This window comes from Streptomyces sp. NPDC043680 (genome assembly GCF_056436685.1).
This window is the reverse complement of record NZ_JBWKCE010000005.1, coordinates 206,430-223,409: the sequence shown is the minus strand read 5'-3', so window position 1 is coordinate 223,409 and position 16,980 is coordinate 206,430. Positions and strand designations below refer to the sequence as shown.

Annotated in this window: 18 protein-coding genes; 10 read left to right on the top strand and 8 right to left on the bottom strand. The window is 73.6% G+C overall.

Annotated features, from left to right (window positions below; all coding sequences use genetic code 11):
• The first annotated feature begins 8 nt into the window (after positions 1-8).
• Together AC0666_RS13340 and AC0666_RS13335 are read left to right on the top strand one after the other, a co-directional pair.
• Positions 9-797 carry a class I SAM-dependent methyltransferase gene (locus AC0666_RS13340; RefSeq protein WP_468966958.1) on the top strand — a complete coding sequence of 263 codons (789 nt, stop codon included), beginning with the start codon at positions 9-11 and terminating at the stop codon, positions 795-797.
• On the top strand, positions 794-1,309 hold the full coding sequence (locus tag AC0666_RS13335; protein WP_468966956.1) for a hypothetical protein: 516 nt from the start codon (positions 794-796) through the stop codon (positions 1,307-1,309). Before AC0666_RS13340 ends, AC0666_RS13335 begins: the two co-directional genes overlap by 4 nt.
• A 107-nt stretch (positions 1,310-1,416) precedes the next feature.
• On the opposite strand, the gene AC0666_RS13330 is transcribed toward AC0666_RS13335, so the two are convergent.
• The gene (locus AC0666_RS13330; RefSeq protein WP_468966953.1) at positions 1,417-2,415 is read right to left on the bottom strand and encodes an acyl-CoA dehydrogenase family protein; all 999 of its coding nucleotides are present in this window, start codon (positions 2,413-2,415) and stop codon (positions 1,417-1,419) included.
• Positions 2,415-3,560, bottom strand: coding sequence for an acyl-CoA dehydrogenase family protein (locus AC0666_RS13325; RefSeq protein WP_468966950.1), 1,146 nt, complete (start codon positions 3,558-3,560; stop codon positions 2,415-2,417). The genes AC0666_RS13330 and AC0666_RS13325 overlap by 1 nt, the downstream gene beginning before the upstream one ends.
• Before the next feature lie 108 nt (positions 3,561-3,668).
• Between AC0666_RS13325 and AC0666_RS13320 the strand changes: the two genes are divergently transcribed.
• The 5 genes from AC0666_RS13320 to AC0666_RS13300 all read left to right on the top strand — a co-directional run bounded on the left by AC0666_RS13320 (position 3,669) and on the right by AC0666_RS13300 (position 8,479).
• Positions 3,669-4,460 (top strand): SDR family oxidoreductase, encoded by a 792-nt coding sequence (locus AC0666_RS13320; RefSeq protein ID WP_468967575.1) that lies wholly within the window; start codon positions 3,669-3,671, stop codon positions 4,458-4,460.
• A gap of 15 nt (positions 4,461-4,475) precedes the next feature.
• The gene (locus tag AC0666_RS13315; RefSeq protein WP_468966948.1) at positions 4,476-5,090 is read left to right on the top strand and encodes a TetR/AcrR family transcriptional regulator; all 615 of its coding nucleotides are present in this window, start codon (positions 4,476-4,478) and stop codon (positions 5,088-5,090) included.
• 27 nt (positions 5,091-5,117) lie between these two features.
• Positions 5,118-6,275 (top strand): acetyl-CoA C-acetyltransferase, encoded by a 1,158-nt coding sequence (locus AC0666_RS13310; RefSeq protein WP_468966946.1) that lies wholly within the window; start codon positions 5,118-5,120, stop codon positions 6,273-6,275.
• A 187-nt stretch (positions 6,276-6,462) separates the two neighbouring features.
• Positions 6,463-6,669: a cold-shock protein gene (locus AC0666_RS13305; RefSeq protein WP_328925160.1), complete on the top strand. Its 207-nt coding sequence runs from the start codon at positions 6,463-6,465 to the stop codon at positions 6,667-6,669.
• A 142-nt stretch (positions 6,670-6,811) separates the two neighbouring features.
• Positions 6,812-8,479, top strand: coding sequence for a DEAD/DEAH box helicase (locus tag AC0666_RS13300; RefSeq protein ID WP_468966942.1), 1,668 nt, complete (start codon positions 6,812-6,814; stop codon positions 8,477-8,479).
• 91 nt (positions 8,480-8,570) lie between these two features.
• Here the strand turns inward: AC0666_RS13300 and AC0666_RS13295 are convergent, their stop codons facing one another.
• Genes AC0666_RS13295 through AC0666_RS13275 form a run of 5 tightly spaced genes read right to left on the bottom strand, consistent with a single transcriptional unit; the run spans position 8,571 to position 12,932 of the window.
• A complete protein-coding gene (locus AC0666_RS13295) occupies positions 8,571-9,500 on the bottom strand; it encodes a tyrosine-protein phosphatase (protein WP_468966939.1) in 930 nt (309 codons plus the stop codon).
• A gap of 31 nt (positions 9,501-9,531) precedes the next feature.
• Positions 9,532-10,599, bottom strand: coding sequence for an NAD(P)H-dependent flavin oxidoreductase (locus tag AC0666_RS13290; RefSeq protein WP_468966937.1), 1,068 nt, complete (start codon positions 10,597-10,599; stop codon positions 9,532-9,534).
• Positions 10,600-10,603: 4 nt separating this feature from the next.
• Positions 10,604-11,335, bottom strand: a complete 732-nt coding sequence (locus AC0666_RS13285) for a CoA-transferase subunit beta (RefSeq protein ID WP_468966935.1) — start codon at positions 11,333-11,335, stop codon at positions 10,604-10,606.
• Positions 11,332-12,186: a CoA transferase subunit A gene (locus AC0666_RS13280; RefSeq protein WP_468966932.1), complete on the bottom strand. Its 855-nt coding sequence runs from the start codon at positions 12,184-12,186 to the stop codon at positions 11,332-11,334. The genes AC0666_RS13285 and AC0666_RS13280 overlap by 4 nt, the downstream gene beginning before the upstream one ends.
• On the bottom strand, positions 12,183-12,932 hold the full coding sequence (locus AC0666_RS13275; RefSeq protein ID WP_361725930.1) for an enoyl-CoA hydratase family protein: 750 nt from the start codon (positions 12,930-12,932) through the stop codon (positions 12,183-12,185). Before AC0666_RS13275 ends, AC0666_RS13280 begins: the two co-directional genes overlap by 4 nt.
• A 56-nt stretch (positions 12,933-12,988) precedes the next feature.
• Here AC0666_RS13275 and AC0666_RS13270 point away from each other — a divergent pair, with 56 nt between their 5' ends.
• Together AC0666_RS13270 and AC0666_RS13265 are read left to right on the top strand one after the other, a co-directional pair.
• Positions 12,989-13,753 (top strand): SDR family oxidoreductase, encoded by a 765-nt coding sequence (locus AC0666_RS13270; RefSeq protein WP_468966929.1) that lies wholly within the window; start codon positions 12,989-12,991, stop codon positions 13,751-13,753.
• A 1-nt stretch (position 13,754) separates the two neighbouring features.
• Entirely contained in the window at positions 13,755-14,660 is a 906-nt protein-coding gene (locus AC0666_RS13265; protein WP_468966926.1) for an SDR family oxidoreductase, read from the top strand.
• Between the two features lie 225 nt (positions 14,661-14,885).
• Here AC0666_RS13265 and AC0666_RS13260 read toward each other — a convergent pair whose 3' ends face one another.
• Complete coding sequence (locus tag AC0666_RS13260; protein ID WP_468966923.1) at positions 14,886-15,359, bottom strand: MarR family winged helix-turn-helix transcriptional regulator; 474 nt, start codon at positions 15,357-15,359, stop codon at positions 14,886-14,888.
• 113 nt (positions 15,360-15,472) lie between these two features.
• On the opposite strand from AC0666_RS13260, the gene AC0666_RS13255 reads away from it, so the two are divergent.
• Positions 15,473-16,900, top strand: a complete 1,428-nt coding sequence (locus AC0666_RS13255) for an MFS transporter (RefSeq protein ID WP_478707608.1) — start codon at positions 15,473-15,475, stop codon at positions 16,898-16,900.
• Positions 16,901-16,980: the final 80 nt, after the last annotated feature.

The following is a 16,980-nucleotide window of genomic DNA, read 5'->3' as shown; positions in this document are numbered from 1 at the left end:
ATGGCACCGTGACCGCCACGCCCCGCCCACCCGACCCCGCGCCCGCGTCCGACCCCGCTCCGGGGCGCGCCCCGGCCCGCTCCCGGGCCCGGTCCTTCGATGCGGCCGCCGCGCTCTACGCCGCCCACCGGCCCGGGTATCCCGACGCGCTGTTCGACGCCGTCGAGGTGCTCTCCGGGCGGCCGCTGCGCGGGGCGAGGGTGGCCGACGCGGGGGCCGGGACCGGGATCGCCACCGGCCTGCTGCGTGCCCGCGGCGCCGAGGTCCTCGCCGTCGAGCCCGGCGCCGGGATGGCCGCCGAATTCCGCCGGGCACACCCCGGGATCCCCCTCGTACGCGGGGACGGGGACCGGCTGCCGCTCGCGGGCGCGAGCTTCGACCTCCTCACCTACGCCCAGGCCTGGCACTGGACCGACCCCGCCCGCTCCGTCCCGGAGGCCCGCCGGGTGCTGCGCCCGGGCGGCGCGCTCGCGCTGTGGTGGAACGACCCGGACACCACCGTCCCCTGGATCGCCGAGCAGGACGCACGCATCCGCCTCCTCTTCGGCGCCGACGGCTCCGTCTTCCGCGGGCTGCCGTCCGAACTGGCCTTCGCCACCCGCAAAGTGCGCTGGTCGCGCCGCATCCCGCTCGACGCGCACCTGGCCAACCACGCCACCCACTCCGCCTTCCTCATGCTCGGCGAGCCCGCCGCGGCCGAGTTCCTGACCGCCGAACGGGCCCGCCTCGGCCCCCTCTTCCCCGACGGCCTCGTCGAGGAGCAGTACGTCGTCACCCTCGCCGTGGCGGTCATATGAGGCGGGCCGCCGGTCTCGCGCCGGCCGCGCTCGCCGTACTGGCCGTGCTCGCGCTCAGCGGCCTCACGGGGTGCGCGTTCTGGAGCGGCGCGGACGAGGACGTGCGCTACCAGCAGGACTTCGACCGGCACGAGCCGCTGCGCGTGGAAGGCTATCCGTCCGCGGGCGCGCTGCGGCTCGTCCAGCAGATCGTCTGGCGGCTCGGCGACGGCGCCGAGGTGGAGCTCGCCTCGCTCGCGAGCAGCGACAGTGCGCACGGCGAGGCGGCGAAGGTGGCGCGGAGCTGGACCGCCGAGTTCCAGAAGGCCGCGCAAGGGCAGGTCACGGCGGCCTTCTGCAGGCCGGGGGACGGCCGCGAGGCCCTGGTCCTCACCTTCCACGACACCGGGCAGACCAAGGTCCTCCACGTCCGGATGGACGGGGTGGCAGGGGAGGACGGCTGGCGCGTGCGGATGCTCGAAGCCGATCAGGCCCGCGGGCAGACCCCCGAAAACCTCCCGCAGTGCCCCTGAAGGCCGTGCCTTGTAGGCCGTGATCCTGAAGGCAGCACCCCTGGAGCAGCACCTCCGGAGGCAGCACCCGCGAAGGACGGGCTGCTGCGGAGCGCGAGCCCGCGGCGTCACCGCTCCGCGGCAGCCCCGAGCACGGCCGCCCGGCACTGGGCCGGGGTGCCCCAGGCGTCGCGCAGGGGGCGGGCCTTGCGCAGCCACAGGGAGAGGTCCAGTTCCTCGGTGTAGCCGACCGCGCCGTGGAGCTGGAGCGCCGTCATGGCCGCCCCGTACGCCGCCTCGGCCGCCGCGAGCTTCGCCGCCGCCACTGCCCCCGGATCCGGGGCCAGCGCCGCAGCCCATACCAGCGGCCGGGCGAATTCCAGCGCGAGGAGGGTGTCGGCCAGCCGGTGTTTGACCGCCTGGAAGCTGCCGACCGGCGCCCCGAACTGGCTGCGCTGCTTCGCGTACTCCACCGTCTGCGCCAGCAGGGACAGGCCGACGCCCAGGCATTGGGCCGCCGTCAGCAGCCGCGCCCACAGCGCCGCCTCCCGTGCGGCCGCCACGACCCGGGGGCCCGCCGCCAGCAGCTCCCCGCCCGCCGGGGGCCGGAAGAGGCGCCGCGCCGGGTCGGTGGACCGCAGCAGCGCCGCCCCGCCCGCCGGCGCGAGCCGCAGCTCGCCCTCCTGCGACACCGTGAAGCAGTACGAGGCCGCGTCCGCGTCCAGGGCGTACGGGCCGCCGCCGGGCAGGGTCAGCGTGGCGAGCGCCTCGCCCGAGACCAGGCCCGGCAGGAAGCGCTTCGCCAGGGCCTCGTCGCCCGTCCGGGAGAGCCGGGACAGCAGCACCGAGGCGGCCGACGTCTCCACGACGGGCCCCGGCATCCCGGCCCGGCCGCACTCCACCAGGGCCATCGACAGCTCCACCGGCAGCAGCCCCGCCCCGTCGTACGCCTCCTCCGCCCCCAGCGCGAAGACCCCGGCCCGCGCCAGCCGCCCCCACAGCGCCCGCCCGGGCGCCTGGTCCCCGGCCGCCCAGGCCCGTACCGCCGCCGGGACCTCGGCGGAGGCCAGCAGGGCGTGCAGCGTACGGGCGAAGTCGGCCTGTTCGCCGGTCGGCAGGAAGCGCATCAGCGGCGGCCCTTCGGGAGGCCGAGCAACCGCTCGGCGATGATGTCGCGCTGGATCTCGTTCGTGCCCGCGTAGACGGGACCGGCCAGGGAGAAGACCCAGGGCTCCGCCCACGGCCCCTCGGCCAGCTCCGCGTCCGCGCCCAGCAGGTCCAGCGCCGTCTCGTGCAGGGCGATGTCGTACTGCGACCAGAACACCTTGTTCAGGCTGGACTCGGCGCCGATGGACTCCCCGGCCGCGAACCGTGCGGCGCTCGCCCAGGTGAACAGCTGGTACGCGCGCGCCCCGACCAGCGCGTCCGCCACCCGGTCGGCCAACGCGGTGTCGGAGGGGTCCCCGGCCGTGCGCCACAGCGCGAACAGCCGCTCCGCCGCGGCGAGGAAGCGGCCCGGCGAGCGCAGCGTCAGGCCCCGCTCGTTGCCCGTCGTCGACATCGCGATCCGCCACCCCTGGCCCGGCTCGCCGATCACGTCCTCGTCCGGTACGAACACCTCGTCGAGGAAGAGCTCCGCGAAGGCGGGCTTGCCGTCCAGGCGGCCGATGGGCCGCACGGTGACCCCCGGGGCCCGCAGGTCGAACATCAGGTACGTGAGCCCCTGGTGCGGCTTGGGAGTGTCCGGGTCCGTGCGGAAGATGCCGAACGCGCGGTCCGCGAAGGCCGCCCGCGAGGACCAGGTCTTCTGCCCCGACAGCAGCCAGCCGCCCCCGGTACGGACGGCCCTGGACCGCAGTGACGCCAGGTCGGAGCCCGCCTCCGGCTCCGACCAGGCCTGCGCCCAGACCACCTCGCCGCTCGCCATGGAGGGCAGCACCCGCGCCCGCTGGTCGGCGCTGCCGTGGTCGAAGAGCGTGGGGGCCAGCAGGTGGATGCCGTTCTGCGAGACCCGGCCGGGGGCGGCCGCCGCCCAGTACTCCTCCTCGAAGACCAGCCAGCGCTCGATGTCGACGCCCCGGCCCCCGTACTCCTCGGGCCAGGACACCACCGCCCAGCGGTCCGCGTGCAGCCGGGCCTCCCAGGCGCGGTGCGCCGCGAAGCCCTCCGCCGTCTCCAGGGAGGGGAGGGGGTCGGCCGGGACGCGGGCGGCGAGCCAGGCGCGCGCCTCGGCCCGGAAGGCCTTTACGTCCGCTCCGTGGGTCAGGTCCATCAGCCGTCGCCCCTTCCACGCTTCCCTAACAAGTGTTTGGTAGATTAACGTACGGCCATGAGCAGCGTCGAGGAATCCCGCCGCCCGCGGCCGAAGGATCCGAAGGAGATGCCCCCACGTCCCGCACCCGCGTACGTGGCCGGGCACGGACTGCTGGCGGACCGCACCGCCGTCATCACCGCCGCCGCCGGGGCCGGCATCGGCGGCGCCACCGCCCGCCGCTTCCTGGAGGAAGGCGCCCGCATCGTCATCGGCGACGCCCACGCCCGCCGTCTGAAGGAGACCGAGGACGCGCTCGCCGCCGAGTTCGGGGCCGGCCGCGTCACCTCCCTGCCCTGCGACGTCACCGACGAGGAGCAGGTCCGCGCCCTGTTAGCGCACGCCGAACAGGCCCACGGCCGCCTCGACGTCGTCGTCAACAACGCCGGCCTCGGCGGCACCGCCGACCTCGTCGACATGACCGACGAACAGTGGGGCAAGGTCCTCGACGTCACCCTGAACGGCACCTTCCGCTGTACCCGCGCCGCACTGCGCTCCCTCAAGGCAACCGGCACCGGCGGGGTCGTCGTCAACAACGCCTCCGTCATCGGCTGGCGCGCCCAGACCGGACAGGCCCACTACGCCGCCGCCAAGGCCGGGGTGATGGCCCTGACCCGCTGCGCCGCGCTGGAGGCGGCCGAGTTCGGCGTACGGGTCAACGCCGTCGCCCCCAGCCTGGCCATGCACCCGCACCTGGCGAAGGTCACCAGCGAGGACCTGCTGCGCGAGCTGACCGCCCGGGAGGCCTTCGGCCGGTACGCCGAGCCATGGGAGGTGGCCAACGTCATCGTCTTCCTGGCCAGCGGCTACTCCTCGTACATGACGGGCGAGACCGTCTCGGTCAGCAGCCAGCACCCCTAGGCCGAGAATGGGCCTGTGCCAACGAACAAGAAGAAGACCCAGGTGACGCCCTCACCCGAGCGGCGCCGCGAACTTCTCGACACCGCCGCCGAGGTCTTCGCCGCGCAGGGCTACAACGCCACCACCGTCCGCAAGATCGCCGACGCCGCCGGCATGCTCGCCGGCAGCCTCTACTACCACTTCGATTCCAAGGAATCGATGCTCGACGAGATCCTCTCGTCCTTCCTGAACGAGCTGTGGGCCGGCTACGACAGCGTCCTGGCCGCCGGACTAGACCCCAGGAGGACCATCGAGGCCCTCGTCACCGAGTCCTTCCGGGAGATCGACCGGCACCGCGCCGCCGTCGCGATCTACCAGAAGGAGGCCCGGCACCTGTCCGCGCAGCCCCGCTTCCACTACCTGTCCGACTCCCAGGTGAAATTCGAGAAGGCCTGGCTGGGGACGCTGGAGCGCGGGGTGGAGGCCCAGGTCTTCCGGGCCGACCTCGACATCCGCCTCACCTACCGCTTCGTGCGCGACACGGTGTGGGTGGCCGCGTCCTGGTACCGGCCGGGCGGACAGCACAGCCCCGAGGAGATCGCCCGCCAGTACCTGTCGATGGTGCTGGACGGGATCGCCGTACGCACCTGACCCGACGCCGAGTCGAAGGAGCCCCCGATGCCCGAGGCCTACATCGTCGAAGCCGTACGCACCCCCGTGGGACGCCGGGGGGGCGGCCTGTCCGCGGTCCACCCGGCCGACCTCGGCGCCCACGTGCTCAAAGCCCTCGTCGCCCGCTCCGGCATCGACCCGGCGGCGGTGGAGGACGTGGTCTTCGGCTGCCTGGACACCGTCGGGCCGCAGGCCGGGGACATCGCGCGGACCGCATGGCTGGCGGCGGGGCTGCCCGAGGAGGTGCCCGGGGTCACCGTCGACCGCCAGTGCGGCTCCTCCCAGCAGGCCGTCCACTTCGCCGCGCAGGGTGTCCTCTCGGGCACCCAGGACCTGGTGGTCGCCGGCGGCACCCAGAACATGTCGATGATCCCGATCGCCTTCGCCTCCCGGCAGGCGGCCGAGCCCCTCGGCCTCACCGAGGGCCCCTACGCCGGCAGCCAGGGCTGGCGGGCCCGGTACGGGGACGCGCCGGTCAACCAGTTCCACGGTGCCCAGCTCATCGCGCAGAAGTGGGGGATCACCCGCCGGGACATGGAGGAGTTCGCCCTGCGCTCCCACCAGCGGGCGGTCCGGGCGATCGACGAGGGGCGCTTCGAGCGCGAGACCGCGCCCTACGGGGACGTACGCGTCGACGAGGGCCCGCGCCGGGACACCACCCTGGAGAAGATGGCCGGCCTCAAGCCCGTCCTGGAGGGCGGCACGATCACCGCGGCCGTCTCCTCGCAGGTCTCGGACGGGGCCGCGGCCCTGCTGATCGCCTCCGAGCGGGCCGTCGCCGAACACGGCCTGCGCCCCCGCGCCCGCATCCACCACCTCTCCGTACGCGGCGAGGACCCCATCCGGATGCTGTCGGCCCCCATCCCGGCCACCGCGCACGCCCTGAAGAAGACCGGCATGTCACTCGACGACATCGACCTGGTGGAGATCAACGAGGCGTTCGCCCCGGTCGTCCTGGCCTGGCTGAAGGAGACGGGAGCCGACCCCGAACGGGTCAACGTCAACGGCGGCGCCATCGCCCTCGGTCACCCGTTGGGCGCGACCGGGGTCAAGCTGATGACCACCCTGCTGCACGAACTGGAACGCACCGGCGGCCGCTTCGGCCTCCAGACGATGTGCGAGGGCGGCGGCCAGGCCAACGTGACCATCATCGAGCGCCTCTAGCGCGCGCCGACACGCCGTGCGGCCGGGTGCTACCCCGGCCCCGGTGAGGTGTGCTAGCTTTAAGGCGTTGCAGTTGTGGTACCCATGAACTTTATGTGCGCCTGACGGGAATGTTCCTCAGGCGCTTTTATTGTTTTTGCCGGAGTCTCCGGATGGGGCCCCTTGCCATCTATTCAGGAGATTCAAAATGGCACTTGGCACCGTGAAGTGGTTCAACTCGGAAAAGGGCTTCGGCTTCATCGAGCAGGACGGCGGCGGCCCGGACGTCTTCGCCCACTACTCGAACATCGCCACCTCTGGCTTCCGTGAGCTGCAGGAGGGCCAGCGCGTGTCCTTCGACGTGACGCAGGGCCAGAAGGGCCCGCAGGCGGAGAACATCCTCCCCGCCAACTAAGGCCGGTCAGCACGCCGGGGTCCGCACCGCGAGGTGCGGACCCCGGCTTGTCTGCTGTTTCCGACGGTTTCCCGTCACCCCGTACCACCCGTTGTATTCGCTGTACCAGTTGTACCTGCCGGTTTCAGGAGGGCTTTCTCGCATGACCAGCTCCAGCTCCGCACGCCCCAGCCGCCGCCCCACCCGGGGCCGAGGAGCGGCCCAGGGACGTCCGAAGACTGGCGCGGGACGGCAGAAGTCCGCCCCCGTCGCCCGGCCCCAGGAATTCACCATGCCCGAACCGCTGGCCCCGGCACTGCCGCCGGTCGCCGCGTTCGAGGACATGGACATGCCCGAGGCGCTGCTGAAGACCCTCGCCGCCCAGGGCGTCACCGAGCCGTTCCCCATCCAGGCCGCGACCCTGCCCAACTCCCTCGCCGGCCGCGACCTGCTCGGCCGCGGCCGCACCGGCTCAGGCAAGACGCTGGCCTTCGGTCTGGCCCTGCTGGCCCGTACCGCGGGCCGCCGCGCCCAGCCGAAGGCGCCGCTCGCGCTGGTCCTCGTACCGACCCGCGAGCTCGCGCAGCAGGTGACCGACGCGCTGGCCCCGTACGCCACCGCCGTCAACCTGCGCATCGCGACCGTCGTCGGCGGCATGTCGATCAACCGGCAGGCCGGCGCGCTGCGCCGCGGTGCCGAGGTGCTCGTCGCCACCCCCGGCCGCCTCAAGGACCTCATCGACCGCGGGGACGCCGTCCTCGACCAGGTCTCCATCACGGTCCTCGACGAGGCCGACCAGATGACCGACATGGGCTTCATGCCGCAGGTCACCGCCCTGCTCAAGCAGGTCGAGCCGGACGGGCAGCGGATGCTGTTCTCGGCGACCCTCGACAAGAACATCGACAAGCTCGTCAAGATGTTCCTGACCGACCCGGTCGGCCACTCCGTGGACCCCTCGGCCGGTGCGGTCACCACCATGGAGCACCACGTCCTGTACGTCATGGACGAGACCGACAAGAAGGCCGTCGCCACGCGTATAGCCGCCCGCGACGGCCGGGTGATCATGTTCGTGGACACCAAGCGCGGTGTCGACCGCATGGTCAAGAAGCTCCTGGCGGACGGCGTACGGGCCTCCGGCCTGCACGGCGGCCGCTCGCAGCCGCAGCGCAACCGGACGCTGGACTGGTTCAAGACGGGCGAGGTCACCGCGCTGGTCGCCACCAACGTGGCGGCGCGCGGCATCCACGTTGACGACCTGGACCTCGTCGTCAACGTGGACCCGCCCACCGACCACAAGGACTACCTGCACCGCGGCGGCCGTACCGCCCGCGCGGGCGAGTCCGGCAGCGTGGTCACCCTCGTCCTGCCCGACCAGAAGCGGGACATGACCCGGCTGATGTCGGACGCCGGGATCTCCCCGCGCACCGCGCAGATCAAGTCCTCCGACGAGGAACTGGCCCGGCTGACCGGTGCCAAGGCGCCGTCCGGCATCCCGGTGGTGCTGGAGGTGCCGCAGCCCGCGCAGCCCAAGGCGGGCTCCGGCTCCGGTTCCGGCGCGCGCCGCCGGTCGGGAGGGGCCCGCAACGGCTCCGCCGCGGGCGGCGCTGCGGCGGCCGGCGGCCGCGCCCGCCGCTCCGGCGGGGGCGCGTCCGGGCAGAGCGCGGCCCCCTCCGGCTCGGGCCAGGCCCGTCGCGGCCAGGGCGGCGGCGGGACCAACGGCTCCGCGGGCCAGGGCCGGCGCACCGGAGGCGGTGCCTCCGGGGGCGCCGCCGCGGCCTCCGCGCGCAGCCGGGTCGGCTCCGCGGGCCAGGGCCGCCGCCGGGCGGTCTGACCCGCGCCCGCGCCTCGCAGGCGTCACCCGCGCCGGACGGCCATCGGCCGTCCGGCGCGGTGCTCGGGCGCCCGCCGGCACCGGCCGTCGGCTAGCGGACCAGCTTCTGCTGCAGTTTCGCCAGGGTGCGCAGGTCCAGGCCGAGGCCGTCCGTCAAGTACCCGTAGAAGCTGCCGTAGTCGGCCTCGATCCGGGTGGTCGCCGCGTCCAGGTAGTCCTGGCGGACCTCCTGGAGCGGGATGAGCAGGTCCGGGTTCTGCATCCGCCCGGACTGCTTCAGACCCGCCCGCACCTGCGCGTCGTAGGCGGCGCGGAAGGTGTTCGACGCGAGGTAGTCGCGCTCGGCCGCGTCCTGCGGCACGGCCAGCGCCCGCAGCAGCACGTACCCCATCCAGCCGGTGCGGTCCTTGCCCGACGTGCAGTGGAACAGCAGCGGGCCCTGTGAACCGTCCGCGAGCTCCCGCAGGGTCGCCGCGAACTGCGCCCGGTTCTCGGGGCTGGTCACGAAGGTGCGGTAGATGTCGCGCATGTAGGCCTCGGCGCGCCCCCCGCCGAGCATCTGCTCCTGCGCCGCGGGATCCCCGCTGGAGATCGCCCCGACGAGCGTCCCGTACAGGCCGAGGTCGCTGACCGGGCGGGAGGTGGGGGCGAGGCCCGCGGGCAGCCGGTCGGCGCCGTCGTACCGGACCTCCATGGGGATGCGGAAGTCGACGACCTTGGTGAGGCCGAGACCGGAGACGGTGGTGAGGTCCGCTGCCGTCAGCCTGCCGAGGGCGTCGGAGCGGTAGACGAGCCCGCTGCGCACCTCACCGCCCGTCCAGGTGCGGTACCCGCCCAGGTCGCGCAGGTTGACCGCGCCTTGCAGGGGAATCTGGCGAATCGTTTGTGCAACGGCCTGCTGCGGAGGGTGGTGCCGGGCGGCGGCCGCCGCCGGCGCGGCGTGCGCGGCGGCGGGCAGGGTCCCGAGGCTGAGGGCGCAGGCGAGCACCGCGGTCGCCAGGCGGATTCGGGCACGGCTCATCTGTGGCAACTCCCGTGGAGGAGAAGGGGGATCACCCGGCCGGTGGCAGGGCGGCGAAGGAGTGCAGGTGGTCCAGCGCGCTGTGCGCTTCGGCCATGACGCGGGCGACGAGTTCCGCACAGGACGGCAGGTCCTCGATCACGCCCGCGACCTGGCCCGATGCCATGACACCGAGGTCCGTACGGCCCTCGACCATGGACGCCTTCAGGAGCATGGGGGTGTTGGCGGCCAGCAGGACCTGGCTCCAGGACAGGTCCTTGCCGTGTTTCATCGCGAGGCCGTCCCGTACCATCTGCCGCCAGGACAGACCGGACAGCTTCCGGAAGCCCGCCGCGTGCCGCACCGCCCGCAGCAGGGCCGTGGCGCGGCCCGCCCGCTCCAGGGAGTCGACGAACTCGCTGCGCAGCATCCGGTGCGGCAGCCCGTCGACGGCCCTCGTCACGGTGACGTCCTTGACGCCGGCGGCCAGGTAGCGGGCCTTGACGGCATCCGGGACGGTCGAATCGGAGGTCAGCAGGAAGCGGGTGCCCATGGCGATGCCCGCCGCCCCGTACGCCAGCGCGGCCACCAGTCCGCGCCCGTCCCGGAAGCCCCCGGCCGCGACGACCGGGATGTCCACGGCGTCGACGACCTGCGGCAGCAGCACCGTCGTGGCCACGTCCCCGGTGTGCCCGCCGCCCTCGCCGCCCTGCACGATCACCGCGTCGGCGCCCCAGGCCGCGACCTTCTCGGCGTGCCGGCGGGCCCCGATGGACGGGATCACGACCACGCCCGCGTCCTTGAGGCGGCCGATCAGCTCCTTGGACGGCGCGAGCGCGAAGGAGGCGACCCGTACGCCCTCGTCGACGATCAGCTGCGCGCGTTCGGCCGCGTCCCCGGCGTCCGCACGCAGATTGACCCCGAAGGGCGCCTGCGTACGGGACTTGACCTCCCGGACCGCCGCCCGCAGCTGGTCCAGGGTCATCGTCGCGGACGCCAGGATGCCCAGGGCCCCGGCGTTCGCGGTGGCCGACACCAGCCGCGGCCCCGCCACCCAGCCCATGCCCGTCTGCACGAGCGGATGGGCGACCCCGACCAGCCGGGTGAATGCCGTCTCCATCGCCTCAGACCCGCACTTCCCGCTCGCGCAGCCCCCGGGGGTCGATGACCTCGCGGATCAGCCGCAGCTCCTCGCCGGTCGGCTCCCGCGTGTACGGGACCTCCTCGGCGACGGCCAGGTCGAAACCGGTGGCCGAGCGGACCGCCTCGACGGTGACGCCCGGATGGAGCGAGGCCAGGCGCATCGAGCGGTCGGGCGTGGCGAAGTCGAAGACCCCGAGATCGCTGACCACCCGGGGGAGCCGGTGGAAGCGGGTCGCCCCGGCCGCCTCCGCCCGGTCGTGGCCCACCCCGCTGACCATGTCGACCCGCTCGACGAACACGCGCGGCGAATGCCGGGGGATCCAGTAACTCACCGGATTGTTCAATGTGTTGACCGGGGCGCCGCGCACCCCCAGCAGCTGGCGGGCCGGCCGCTCCCAGTCGCCGATGCAGGAGATGTTCTGGTTGCCGAACCGGTCGATCTGGCTCGCACCCATCATCACGTGCCGCCGGCCGCCGGTGACCATGGTGAGGTGGCGGCGGTACGGGAGCCAGCCCTCGACCGTGCCGTCGAGGGAGACCAGCATCGCCTCCCCGTCGGTGAGCAGGAGGTCGGGGGAGAAGGTCCGCTTCGCGAGCCGCGCCCCGAAGGAGGGGATCATCCCCATCGGGCTGGCGAGGATCTCGCCGTTGCCGCGCCAGGCCTCGGCGCAGGCGATCACACAGTATTCGGCGCGCGTGGGGGTACGGGTCACCGCTGCTGCTCCTCGTGCCAGGCCTGGACGGCCGACTGGTAGGCGTGCTCGTCCGGCCCGGCGAGGAAGCGGGCGGCGAACTCGGGCCAGGGGGTGGACGCGTACAGCTTCTGGAAGGCCTCGTCCCGGTCGTAGTCGGGGACGCAGGAGGTGAAGTGCGCGCCGTTCGGGGCCTCCACGACACCGGTGACGCTGTGGCGGCTGACGAGCAGGGACTGCGGGGGCCCCGCCTTGGTGAGGTCGGCGCTCTCCACGAGCTGCTCGCAGGAGACGTACGCGGCGTCGGCGGCCTCGCAGAACAGGTCGTCGAAGTAGGGGTCCGGGCCCAGGTACTGGGCGTTGCCGAGGCGGTCGGCGCGGTTGAGGTGGACCAGGGCCGCGTCCATGCGCAGGGCGGGGACCGCGACGAGCTCCTCGCCGTCGGCGTAGGGGGAGGTGACGGTCCGCAGCTCCGGGTTGACGCGCATGACGTCGGAGCCGAGGCCGGCGCGGACCGGGAGGAAGGGCAGCCGGTTGGCGGCCGCGTGCAGGCCCCACATGAACATGGCCTCGTCCAGCTCGGTGAGGGCGAAGGCCCCGCGTTCGCGGGCGGCCCGGAAGTGCGGCTCCAGGGGGATCGAGTCCAGGGTGGCGAAGGGCGCGACCAGCCGCCCGATCCGCCCCGCGGCGGCGAGCAGGCCCACGTCGGGCCCGCCGTACGAAACCACGGTGAGATCGCTGATCTCGGACCGGAGCAGCGCTCTGACCAGGGCCATCGGTTTGCGCCGCGAACCCCATCCGCCGATGCCCAGTGTCATCCCGCTGCGCAGCTGCCCGACCACGTCCTCGGGTGTCATCGTCTTGTCGCTCACGCGTCCCGCTCCTTCCCGAAGGTGTCGCGGACCCGGTCGGCCACCCCGCTCAGATTGGCCTCGAAGGTGAAGCCCTGCTCGAAGCGGTAGCTGCGCCGTACGTCGACCGGGTCGATGCCGTTGATGGCCGCCTTCGCCAGCCGGATCAGGTAGCCGTCCTTGCGGGCGATCTCCGCGGCCAGTTCGAGGGCCGCCGACCGCAGCTCCTCGCGCGCCACCACCCGCCACACCGAGCCGTGCGCGTGCAGTTCGGCGGCCGTGGCGGTACGCGAGGTGTAATAGAGGGCGCGCATCAGGTGCTGGGGGACGAGCCGGGCCAGGTGGGTGGCGGCGCCCAGCGCGCCCCGGTCCAGCTCGGGCAGCCCGAAGGAGGCGTCCTCCGAGGCGACGATGGCATCGGCGTTGCCGACGAGCCCGATGCCCCCGCCCAGGCAGAACCCCTGCACGGCCGCCACGACCGGCACCTCGCACTCGTACACCGCCGCGAACGCCTCGGCGCAGCCCCCGTTGGCCCCGATGAGCGAGGCGTGGCCGGGATCGCGCTGCATCTCCTTGATGTCGACACCGGCGTTGAAGCCGCGGCCCTCGGCGGCGAGGACCACACACCGGTTCTCCGGGTCGCGTCCGGCCGCGCGCAGGGCGTCGGCGAGTTCGTACCAGCCCTGCACGGGCAGCGCGTTGACGGGTGGGAAGTCGACCGTGACGAGGGCGATGCCCTTGCCGGGGCTTGAGGTGGAGACACCCATGAGAGGATCAGCTACCTTTCCACCAAACATTTGTTAGGTGAGGAAGGTAGCAGCCCATGGAGCTCGACGGGAGGGTCGTCGTCATCACCGGCGGAACCCGCGGAGTCGGCGCCGGCATCGCCCGGTCGTTCCTCGCGGCAGGCGCCGAGGTCGTCGTCTGTGCCCGCCGGCCGCCGCACGAACCGGTCACCGAGGGCGGCCGCGAAGCCGCGTACCAACCACTGGACCTGCGCGACCCGGCCGCCGTGCACGCGTTTTTCGACCTGGTCGCGCACCGGTACGGACGCCTGGACTGCCTGGTCAACAACGCGGGCGGCACCCCGTACCGACTGCTCGGAGAAGGAGAGGCCCAGCGGCACGCACGCGTCGTCGAACTGAACCTGCTCGCCCCGATGACCGCCTCCCTGGCGGCGTACGGGCTGCTGCGCACGGCGCACGGCTCCGTGGTGATGATCGGCAGCGTCAGCGGCACCCGGCCCTCGCCAGGGACCGCCGCCTACGGGGCGGCGAAGGCGGGCCTGGAGCACCTCGCCCGGTCCATGGCCGTGGAATGGGCGCCCGAGGTCCGGGTGAACTCGCTGGTCCTCGGCATGGTGCGGACCGAACTGGCCCACCTGCACTACGGCGACGACGCGGGGATCGCGGCGGTGGGCGCCACGGTTCCGCTGGGCCGGCTGGCGGAGCCGGCGGACGTCGGGGCGGCGGCGGTCTTCCTCGCCTCCGACCGGGCGGGGTATGTCAGTGGGGCCAGCCTGCTGGTGCACGGGGGCGGGGAGCGCCCGGCGTTCCTGGAAGCGGCAACTGTCAACAAGGAGGCGTGAGATGGGAATGGCCGAAGGCCGGGTCGTGATCGTGACGGGTGCCGGACGGGGGCTGGGCCGGGCACACGCCCTGGCCTTCGCGGCCGAAGGGGCGCGGGTCGTCGTCAACGACCTCGGCGTGGGCCTGGACGGGCTGCCCGGCCCCGACAGTCCGGCGGGGCAGGTCGTCGCGGAGATCGAGGCGCTGGGCGGGGAGGCTGTGGCGCACGGCGGGGACATCGCGAGCACCGAAGGCGCGTGCTCGCTCGTCGACTGCGCCCTCACCGCGTTCGGGCGGCTGGACGCGCTCGTCAACAACGCGGGCTTCCTTCGGGACCGGATGCTCGTGAACCTGGAGGAGGCCGACTGGGACGCGGTCATGCGGGTCCACCTGAAGGGGCACTTCCTGCCGCTCAAATACGCGGCGGCGCACTGGCGGGCGCAGGCGAAGGCGGGCCGCCCGGTGGCGGCGCGGGTGGTGAACACCTCCTCGGGGGCCGGGCTGCTGGGCTCGGTCGGGCAGGGCAACTACAGCGCGGCCAAGGCGGGCATCCTCGGCATGACCCTGGTCGCGGCGGCCGAGCTGGGCCGGTACGGGATCCAGGTCAACGCCATCGCCCCGGCGGCCCGGACCCGGATGACCGAGCAGGCCTTCGCCGAGGCCATGGCCGCGCCGGGGCAGGGCGGCTTCGACGCGATGGCCCCGGAGAACGTCTCCCCGCTGGTGGTCTGGCTCGGCTCCGAGGCCTCGGCCGGAGTCACGGGCCGGGTCTTCGAGGCCGAGGGGGGCCGCATCACCGTGATGGAGGGCTGGCACCCCGGACCCACGACCGACCGCGGCGCCCGCTGGACTCCCGCCGAGGCGGGCGAGGCCGCGACGAAACTCCTCGCCCGGGCGCAGCCGCCGGAGCCGGTGTACGGCGCCTGAGGCCGCCGCATTCCACGGGCCGGGCGGGGTCGGGCCGGGCCGGGGTGGGTCGGGCCGGGCCGGGGTCCGTCCTCCGCCGGGCGGCGGCTCGGCCGGGTCGGCCCTTCGGGGGGCGGTGGCTCGGCCGGCTCGGCCCTTCGGGGGGCGGTGGCTCGGCCGGCTCGGCCCTTCGCGGGGCGGCGGTCCGGCCCGGTCGGCCCTCCGCCGGCGGCGGCTCGGCCGGGGTCAGTCCTCCGCCAGGCGGCTCGCCGCCCGCAGCTGGCGGGCGTTGGAGCCCCGGAGGAAGCGGATCACCGTCTCCAGTTCCTCCGTCGTGAACTCCTCGCACAGCTCGGCGACCTCGCGCGCCCAGTCCTCGAACACCGGCTGGATCGCCGACAGCCGCTCCGGCAGCGCCTCCACCAGGATCCGCCGCTTGTCGGTGGGGTGTTTGACCCGGCGGACGAAGCCCTTGCGTTCCAGCCGGTCCACCAGGCCGGTCACCGAGGCCGGAGCCAGTCCCGAGTGCGCGGACAGCTCCTTCGCCGTCAGCGGGCCGCGCCGCTGCAGCAGGTCCAGCGTCTTCGTCTCGGTGGCGCTCAGGCCCTGCTTGGCCGCCGCCGCCTCATGGAAGACCACGGTGGCCGCGCTCGTCTCCCGGCCCGTGCGGTTGAGCTCGGCCAGTACCGCTTCCCTGCGGGGGTCCTTCTCGTCGCTCATGCGGCCACCGTACCAAGTATTTAGTTCGGGCGAACGAAAGAGTTGCGATCACAGGTGCACGCGTGCAAGTCTTTCGTTCGTCCGAACGAAAGACTTGGGCCCGGGAGGCCGTCATGACCCCGTATCCACGCCGCTGGGCCGCCGCCGTCGTCATGATGGCCGCGGCCCTGATGGACCTGCTGGACGTCACCATCGTCAACGTCGCCATCCCATCCATCGGCCGCGACCTGCACGCCTCGCCCAGCGCCCTGCAGTGGCTCGTCTCCGCCTACCTCCTCGGCTTCGCCGCCACCCTGATCGTCTCCGGGCACCTCGGCGACCGGTACGGCCGCAAGGCCCTCTTCCTTGCCGGAACCGCGGGCTTCGGCCTCGCCAGCCTGGGCTGCGGGATCGCCCAGTCGCCCGGCCAGCTGATCGCCGCCCGCGCCGTCCAGGGCGTGATGGCCGCCCTGCTCATGCCCCAGGTGCTCGGCTCCTTCCGCACCCTCTTCCACGGCAGGGAACGGGGCGTCGTCTTCGGGATGTACGGGGCGGTGGCCGGCTTCGCCTCCGCGGTCGGACTGCTGCTCGGCGGCCTGCTCACCGACGCCGACCTCTTCGGCTGGGGCTGGCGGTCGATCTTCCTCGTGAACGTTCCGGTCGCGGCGGCCGCCTGCCTGGCCGGCGCCCTCCTCGTCCCCGCCACCCGCGAGCGCGGAGCCGGCCGCCCCGACATCGCCGGCAGCATCACCCTGGCCGGCGGTCTGGTCGCGGTCGTGCTGCCGCTGGTCCAGGGCGAGGCCAACGGCTGGCCGCTGTGGGGCTGGCTCTGCCTGGGCGCGGGAGTCCTCGCCGTCATCGGACTCGGCCTGATCGAAGCCCGCCGCCGGGGGACCACCATCCCGCTGCTGCCCGCCCGGGCCTTCACCCTGCCCGCGTTCTCCGTCGGACTCGCCGTCCAACTGCTGTTCTCCGTCGGCATGCAGGGGTTCTTCCTGATCTTCGCCATCTGGCTCCAGGGCGGCCAGGGCTACACCCCGATGCAGGCCGGAGTCCTCACCATCGCCTTCTCGGCGGGAAGCTTCCTGACCGCCCCGGCCGCCGGCTCCCTCGCCGTACGCTTCGGCCGCACGGTGCTCGCCGCCGGGGCGCTGCTGATGGCGGGCGGCTTCACCGGGATCTGGTACGCCGCCTCGGGGGCCGGCGCTGGGCACGCCGGGGCCTGGCCGCTCGTGCCCGGGCTGGTCGTCGCCGGCGCCGGACTCGGCTTCCTGGTCGTGCCGCTGGTCAACGTGGTGCTCTCCGCGGTCCCGGCCGACATCGCGGGCGGCGCCTCGGGAATCTTCTCCACCGCCCAGCAGTTCGGCGGCGCACTGGGGGCGGCCGTCATCGGCAGCGTCTTCTTCGGCGCCCTGCCCGACGGCGGACCCACCCACGCACTGACCACCGCCATGCCGTGGGTGAGCGCCGGATTCCTGCTGAGCGCGGCGCTCTGCATGACGCTGCCGCGCACGGCCGTGACCGCCGAAGCGGCCGCGGACGCCGAGCCGGTGGCGGCGTAGCCGCACCAAGAGGGGCGGACACGCAGGAGGCCGGAAACCGAAGCGGTCGCAAAAAGGAACGGGCCCGGCCCCCTGGCGAG